This is a genomic window from Neisseria sp. P0001.S005 (assembly GCF_051963715.1).
Map to the genome: position 1 here is coordinate 1 of NZ_JBQCTZ010000182.1, position 6,809 is coordinate 6,809.

Below are 6,809 nucleotides of genomic sequence, written 5' to 3' on the forward strand. Positions count from 1 at the left end.
GACGGGTTTCAGCAGCTTGTTGCAAAACAGAATAAGTCATGATCTTTTCCTTAAATTAATCTTTATCTTTACCAAAAACATTATCCAAAGCCCACGCTCCGCCACCGGCTACTGCCAGATACAGGAATACGAAGCAGAACAAAACGGCAGATTCGCCCTGATTGGCCAATGGGAACAAAACATTACCAGAAGACGCGTGTGCCATAAAATAGGCGGCAGCCATCTGACCGGACAAAATAAACGCGGCCGGACGGGTGAACAGGCCCAATATCAATAAGATACCGCCGACAATTTCCAAAATACCAGCCACCAGCATCAAGCCTTCAGGTGCGCCGCCCATGGACATCGGAAAACTGAAAAACTTGGCTGTGCCATGCAGCAAAAACAGATACGCCGCAACAATACGCAAGACAGACAATACAACCGGTTGGAATGATTTGAGGGCTGACATCTTAATAATCCTTATTTTAATGGCTACCTGAAAGAGGTAGGGAGCAATTTCAATAAGTGCAGTATAGATAATTCCCAGTAAGAGATATATACTAAAATTATTGATACAACGTTTCCTAATAAGAAATTATGGATACCCTATTCAGCCTAAAAGTTTTCCGCCAAGTGGTTCAAAGCGGTAGTTTTACCCGTGCCGCCGATCAGCTCGACATCTCCACCGCTATGGCCAGCAAACACGTCAGCCATCTGGAAAACACCATTCAAGCCAAGCTCTTACACCGCAACAGCCGCAACCTCCACCTGACCGAGGCAGGCGAAGAATACTACCGCCAATGCAGCTACGCGCTGGATACCTTGGACACCGCCGCCCAAAAAGCGGCAGGCGGCGCCGACACGCCGCAAGGTATGTTGCGCGTAACCATGCCCCTGTGGTTTGCAGGCGGTAATATGAGCGCATGGTTGGCCGAATACCGCCAGCGTTATCCCAAAGTCACGCTCGACCTCGTCCTCGACAACCGCCATATCGACCTTATCGCCGAAGGCTTCGATCTCGCCTTGCGCGTTTCCAAAACCCCCTCCCCTTCGCTGATCGTCAAACCGCTGGCCAAAATCGAGTTCGTTCTGCTTGCCGCCCCCGACTATCTTGCCCGACACGGCACACCCGATACACCCGAAGCCGTCATGCAGCACCAAGCCATCCTGCCTTCCTATACCAGTCAACAAGACCAGGAAATTACCCACCGCGCTACCGCAGAAAAAGCCATTCTCCATCTCTCCCCGGTTATCCGCAGCGACAACACATTGATGATCCGCGAGCTGATTAAAGCAGGCGCAGGCATAGGCTATCAGCCCCTTTGGGCAGTTCAGCAGGAATTGAAGGACGGCACATTGATCCAACTCCTGCCCGATTACACCATCTGGGCAGACCAACTGAACGCCACTTATGTCGACAGGGCCTTTCTCAGCGCGAAAGTACGCAGCTTTATCGACTTTCTCAATGAAAAAATATCGGAAGGATAAACATCAAGGCCGTCTGAAACACTTTTCAGACGGCCTTTAATCAAAGCAACAATCCAATCAATAATTGGTCGAGCAGAACTGTTCACGTTTGTCCGCATCGGCGGCATAGCATGTCAAACCCATGCCTGACGCATTGCTGTTGTTCGCTTTCGCACCCGGTTTTTTGTTCACCAAAACCTTACCGTTTTTTCCGATTTCCACAGTTACGCCTTTGCCGTTTTTCAGCTTCCATTTCAACACTTGTGCATCGGCACTTTGACACTTGCTGACCGTACAGCCGCCTTCTGTCGCAACATTGCCGTTTTTATAAATCACGCACTGCTGCTGGCTGTCGGTACAGGCCGAATACGCAGCAACGGAGAAACAGGAAATCAGCGCGGCAAACAAAACAGGTTTCATGGTTTGAACTCCTTGGGTTGTGATGATGGATTTGTAATATTTGGAACTATACGCTTATTTGAAGATACCTACTACTCTTCAAATATGCATAAGTTGCAGCCATAGAAGCTGAAGCAACTGCCCCATTCAATTGATATGCAGCTCCCGTCAACATAGCACCAGCTGCATTTGCATTACCAGAGAGACCTGCATTGGCTACAGAAGCTCCCATAGCAACACTTGTAGCGGCGAAAGATAAGGCTGCGATTGCAGCATCAAGGCCATCCAATGAATTTCTATCTGCTTCAGGCGTGGCTAAATATTTCTGAATATTATTAGCATTTTGAATCGCATCAGCAGTACTTAATCCATTTTCGCGTGCAATATTTAAAAAACTAAATCCAGCGTTTGGCATTCTCATACTCCAAATTTTAAACTAAAAACCACAACCCAAAAAACGGAAATACAAATTGCAAAAAATATAAATAAATTAATATACTGAACAATATAAAAAATCATATTAATTTGTTTAAAAAATTTACTTGACTCTGTAATATTACCAATAATAAACTTTACACTAGAGGAAAGAAAAAAAAGAGTGATCCCCCCACCATAGAATATATACTTATTAATTCTTACAAAAATAAGAAAAATATCATAATATTCTCTCCTGTATACATATAAAATTCCACCTAATAAAAAATAACATATCATAAAGATAAAATAAAAAATACATATAAAAATCTTTACCATATTTTAAAATTTCAACCGAAATATCTTTTATTAATTTAATAAATATAGAATGGGTTACAAACCCAATATTCAAAAGTAGTCTAAAACAATATCTGTTTTCCAATAATCTTTCATAACAATAACAAAATACTAAACAGATACTCAATTTGTAATTTTGAGTAAAATACCATTATATCTAAAATCTACAATCCATTTCAGATAAACGTAATTTAACTAAAACAAACGTATCATTACAACTGTAAATGCCGGCAAAAGTTGTCTGAAAAGTTTTCAGACGGCCTTTAATTGGTTTTCTACCTTAACGCTTCAACTTCGCAAACGCATCCGCCATTGCCGAATTGGTCGGGGCGCGGTCGTTGTGTTGGGATTTGCGGTCGCGGCGTTCCTGATGTCGGGTTTCAGACGACCTGTTGCCTTTGGTTACGCCGCCTGCTTCGTCATCCAAACGCATGGTCAGTGCGATGCGTTTTCTGGCGGCATCGACTTCCAGCACTTTCACTTTCACCACATCGCCGGCTTTCACCACTTCACGCGGGTCTTGGACGAATTTATTGGACAGGGCGGAGATGTGCACCAAGCCGTCTTGATGGACGCCGATGTCCACAAACGCGCCGAAGTTGGCGACGTTAGAAACCACGCCTTCGAGTATCATGCCGACTTGCAAGTCACTGATTTCGTGAATGCCTTCGGCAAAGGAGGCCGTCTGAAACTCGCCGCGCGGGTCGCGGCCGGGTTTTTCCAGCTCAGACAGGATGTCCAGAATGGTCGGCAGGCCGAAGCGTTCGTCGGTGAAGTCGGACGCTTTGATTTGCTTCACGCGCTCGCGGTTGCCGATGAGTTTGGCGGCGGTAATGCCTTGTTGCGCCAGCATTTTGGCGACGACGGGATAGGCTTCGGGGTGGACGGCGCTCGCGTCCAGCGGCTCTTTGCCGCCGTTAATCCGCAAAAAGCCCGCCGCCTGCTCGAAGGTTTTTTCGCCCAAACGCGGTACTTTCAGCAATTTTTTGCGGCTGTCGAACGCGCCGTTTTCATCGCGGTAGGCAACGATATTTTGGGCAAGGGTTTGATTCAAACCGGAAATCCGCGCCAAGAGCGGGGCGGAGGCGGTGTTCACGTCCACGCCGACGGCGTTCACGCAGTCTTCGACCACCGCGTCCAGCGATTTGGCGAGCTGGCTTTGGTTCACGTCGTGCTGATACTGGCCCACGCCGATGGATTTGGGGTCGATTTTGACCAACTCGGCGAGCGGGTCTTGCAGCCTGCGGGCGATGGACACCGCGCCGCGCAGGGAAACGTCCAAGTTGGGGAACTCGCGCGCCGCCAATTCGGATGCGGAATAAATTGACGCGCCGGCTTCGGAAACGACGATTTTGTGCAGCCCCATTTCCGGCATTCCGCGCACCAGTTCGCCCGCGATTTTGTCGGTTTCGCGGCTGGCGGTGCCGTTGCCGATAGCGATGAGCTTCACGCCGTGCTGTTTAATTAGGCGCGACAGCGTTGCCAACATATTGTTTTCTTGATGCAAATAGACGATGACGGTATCCAACATCTTGCCCGTGTCGTCCACCACGGCACATTTCACGCCGTTGCGGTAGCCGGGGTCGAGACCCAAAGTGGTCAACCGTCCGGCGGGTGCGGCGAGCAGCAAGTCTTTGAGATTGCGGGAAAAAACGGTAATCGCGTCGGTGTCGGCGGCTTCTTTCAGACGACCTAAGGCTTCAAGTTCCAGCGATAAAAAGATTTTCGCGCGCCAAGTCAGGCGCACGGTGTCGCGCAGCCATTTGTGGCCGTCTGAAACCTTGAAACGGCGGGCGATGATTTGCTCGTATTCGCTTTGCTGCGTAATCGGCGTGTCGTCGGGCTGGTATTTGAGTGCGATGTTCAACACGCCTTCGTTGCGGCCGCGCAAAACCGCCAGCGCGCGGTGGCTGGGCATGGCGCGGACGGGTTCGCAGTGGTCGAAATAATCGCTGAATTTTTCGCCTTCGGTTTCTTTGCCTTCAACGACTTGCGCGTGAATTTCGGCTTCGTTCCACAGTTTGTCGCGCAGTGTGCCGATGAGTTCCGCATCTTCGGCAAACTGCTCCATCAGAATCGCGCGCGCGCCGTCCAGCGCGGCTTTGGCGTCGGGGACGTTTTCGTTCAGGTAGCCTTGCGCGGCGGCTTCAATATCCTGCGGCTGCTCGGCAAGCAACACGTCCGCCAGCGGCTGCAAACCGTGTTCGCGCGCGATTTGCGCTTTGGTGCGGCGTTTGGGTTTGTAGGGCAGATACAGGTCTTCCAGCGCGGTTTTGTTGTCGGCGACCTCGATTTGCGCTTTGAGGTCGTCTGAAAGCTTGCCTTGCTCTTCAATGCTTTTTAACACAACGGCTTTGCGCTCTTCCAACTCGCGCAGGTATTGCAGCCGCTCGGCAAGCTGTCGCAACTGCGTGTCGTCCAGCCCGCCCGTGGCCTCCTTGCGGTAGCGGGCGATAAACGGCACAGTCGCGCCGTCGTCCAAAAGCTCGACGGCGGCGGTGATTTGGGCGGCGGTGGCAGAGAGTTCTTGGGAGAGGATTTGGGTGATGTCCATGGGGGTCCTTTGGATGGGTGCAGGCTGCTTTTGGGGGTAGGTTACCTGAAAATTATTGTTTTAACTGCTTGATTAGAATACTTAATTGTTCCAAACCGTCAAATGTGCTGGGGATTTTTTCATCGCTAGATAAGATGCTGCTAAAAATAAGATTTTCAAATTTATCTAGCGCATCTTTATCATTGGTTTTGATTTCTTTGGCATATTCGGCATAGCTTTGGATAAATTGGCAAAGCGACAGCCGCAAATCTAGCTGCATGATTTGGGTTTGCACAGTACGGTAATGAAATAAGACAACGCGAAAGAAATAGATTAAGACCAATTCCAAACCCGCACTTATTGCGATTTGCTGCCAAGTTAAATTAATACCTCCATCAGAAAAGAATTTATATGTCGGAATTGCTGAAATAATTACTGCAATCAGAAATAAAAGCCGTAAAATCGATTTCTTACTTGATTTCTTTTCATTCAGCATTCTGCTGAATCCATCAGATAAGGCAACAAAATTAAAACCCTGCTTTAGATTTTCTAATGTATCACTTAACTGTTTGACTTTTTCCAGTTTCTCGTCAACACTTTTCTGCATTTCCTCGTCAAAATTTTTCTGTATTTTGTTTGATGTTTCTTTTAAAGTAATGGACTGTTGCTCAATCTTTTTTATATTTTCTTCATGGTTTAAGAATGCTTGAAATGATTTATTTCCTAAATAATCGTTGAGCAGCATAAGCGAATAGTCGCTTTGTATGTAATTTAATTGAGATCTCTTGTTGGAGGGAATGTCATCACTCGTTAATGATTTAAACCAATCCCAAATCCTTTCATACGTATCATCATCGTTCCAAAGCTTTTTTTTGTACTGACGCCTCATTGTCAATTCAGCTTCTCGTAAGAATCTAATTGACATTAGAAATATATCATCTAATATTTCTGAATCCCAATTATTTTCTAAAAGGTTTAATATTTTCTCAAAAGATTCGCCTATGTAATGATAATTGAATGGGCAGAGTGATAGCCAACAATCATCTGATTGGGACATTTTTTCTAAAATAATTTGAGTGAAATGAACCTTATAGTCTTCAATGCTAAAGTTGGATGTGAGTATTCTTTCCCTCTCGAGAATTTGAATTACTTGTCTTAATAAAGCCTTATTTATTCCTTTATCCATCATAAACCTTTCATGTTGTGTTTATATTTTTAGGTATCCTATATTACCGTTTCAACACTTCCAATTCGGCAATATCTTCCGCCTGCCGCTTAATATTTCCAACCCGCAACCCTGTTGATTTTACTGTAACCAGTAAAGTGCAGGCTGCTTTTTTATCAGAACTGCTTGAATACATCCAAAAACACGCGGTGGTTGTTATAGCGGTAATAGAAATGGTTGCTGTGGATGTGCGACCAGGTCCAGTTCAGGCGCGGAGTGAAGCCTTTCCAGGAGAGGCGGCTGTGCGACAGCGCCAGGTGGGTGAAGTATTCGGTGTCGCGGCGCTGGATATTGAAAATGTCGGGGCCGCGGTAGTTTCTGCGCTGCACGCTGATGTTGAGCGATGTGGCTAAGGTGTAGAAAATAACCGCGTTGTTTACACCACAGGTTGAGAAAAATAAGCCTGCAAGACCTCAAACGGCGTATCGCCGT

The 6,809-nt window shown here is 46.9% G+C and carries 7 protein-coding genes; 1 reads left to right on the forward strand and 6 read right to left on the reverse strand.

From position 1 onward, the window contains the following. Window positions 1-55: 55 nt before the first annotated feature. On the reverse strand, window positions 56-451 hold the full coding sequence (locus ACTHSP_RS16145) for a DoxX family protein (RefSeq protein WP_049350928.1): 396 nt from the start codon (window positions 449-451) through the stop codon (window positions 56-58). A gap of 128 nt (window positions 452-579) precedes the next feature. Here ACTHSP_RS16145 and ACTHSP_RS16150 point away from each other — a divergent pair, with 128 nt between their 5' ends. Next, window positions 580-1,470: a LysR family transcriptional regulator gene (locus ACTHSP_RS16150; RefSeq protein ID WP_049350927.1), complete on the forward strand. Its 891-nt coding sequence runs from the start codon at window positions 580-582 to the stop codon at window positions 1,468-1,470. A gap of 57 nt (window positions 1,471-1,527) precedes the next feature. On the opposite strand, the gene ACTHSP_RS16155 is transcribed toward ACTHSP_RS16150, so the two are convergent. From ACTHSP_RS16155 to ACTHSP_RS16175, 5 genes are all read right to left on the reverse strand, one after another. Beyond that, a complete protein-coding gene (locus tag ACTHSP_RS16155) occupies window positions 1,528-1,869 on the reverse strand; it encodes a hypothetical protein (protein WP_440346444.1) in 342 nt (113 codons plus the stop codon). A 46-nt stretch (window positions 1,870-1,915) separates the two neighbouring features. Then, on the reverse strand, window positions 1,916-2,263 hold the full coding sequence (locus tag ACTHSP_RS16160) for a hypothetical protein (RefSeq protein ID WP_440346445.1): 348 nt from the start codon (window positions 2,261-2,263) through the stop codon (window positions 1,916-1,918). A gap of 636 nt (window positions 2,264-2,899) precedes the next feature. Further along, window positions 2,900-5,173, reverse strand: coding sequence for a Tex family protein (locus ACTHSP_RS16165; protein WP_440346446.1), 2,274 nt, complete (start codon window positions 5,171-5,173; stop codon window positions 2,900-2,902). Between the two features lie 52 nt (window positions 5,174-5,225). Further along, complete coding sequence (locus ACTHSP_RS16170) at window positions 5,226-6,341, reverse strand: hypothetical protein (protein ID WP_440346447.1); 1,116 nt, start codon at window positions 6,339-6,341, stop codon at window positions 5,226-5,228. Window positions 6,342-6,493: 152 nt separating this feature from the next. Beyond that, the gene (locus ACTHSP_RS16175; RefSeq protein ID WP_440346448.1) at window positions 6,494-6,742 is read right to left on the reverse strand and encodes a surface lipoprotein assembly modifier; all 249 of its coding nucleotides are present in this window, start codon (window positions 6,740-6,742) and stop codon (window positions 6,494-6,496) included. Between the last annotated feature and the right edge of the window lie 67 nt (window positions 6,743-6,809).

Coding starts and splice junctions, on each gene's coding strand:
- ACTHSP_RS16145 (WP_049350928.1), bottom strand. CDS start 451: ATGTCAGCCCTCAAATCATTCCAACCGGTTGTATTGTCTGTCTTGCGT.
- ACTHSP_RS16165 (WP_440346446.1), bottom strand. CDS start 5,173: ATGGACATCACCCAAATCCTCTCCCAAGAACTCTCTGCCACCGCCGCC.
- ACTHSP_RS16170 (WP_440346447.1), bottom strand. CDS start 6,341: ATGATGGATAAAGGAATAAATAAGGCTTTATTAAGACAAGTAATTCAA.
- ACTHSP_RS16160 (WP_440346445.1), bottom strand. CDS start 2,263: ATGCCAAACGCTGGATTTAGTTTTTTAAATATTGCACGCGAAAATGGA.
- ACTHSP_RS16150 (WP_049350927.1), top strand. CDS start 580: ATGGATACCCTATTCAGCCTAAAAGTTTTCCGCCAAGTGGTTCAAAGC.
- ACTHSP_RS16155 (WP_440346444.1), bottom strand. CDS start 1,869: ATGAAACCTGTTTTGTTTGCCGCGCTGATTTCCTGTTTCTCCGTTGCT.